Raw genomic sequence first — 245 nt, 5'->3', positions numbered from 1 at the left:
ATTAGCTGGATTCGTATTAGCAGTTACTGTTTGGTTATCACCTTCAAAATCTTCATCGTTAGTTAATACATTACCAGAGACTGGTTGTCCAACAAACGTATTGTTTATGTCAGTGATTGCATCAGTAGTATTAGCAATACCACCAACAGTAAGATACACAGTAGCTTGATCACAAGCTTGAGGCGTTCCGTTATCACAGATAGTGTATACAAAAGAATCCGTTCCTACATAACCAGCATTAGGTG

The 245-nt window shown here is 38.0% G+C and carries 1 pseudogene; it reads right to left on the bottom strand.

Annotation, left to right across the window (positions count from 1 at the left end):
* Positions 1–245 (bottom strand): annotated as a pseudogene (locus V6251_RS15590) (hypothetical protein); the annotation flags it as partial.

It is taken from the genome of Olleya sp. Ti.3.14 (assembly GCF_038154885.1).
In the GTDB taxonomy this organism is placed as follows: Bacteria; Bacteroidota; Bacteroidia; order Flavobacteriales; family Flavobacteriaceae; genus Olleya.
Note: the sequence above shows the minus strand (reverse complement) of the source record. Positions and strands in the feature narration are given on the sequence as shown.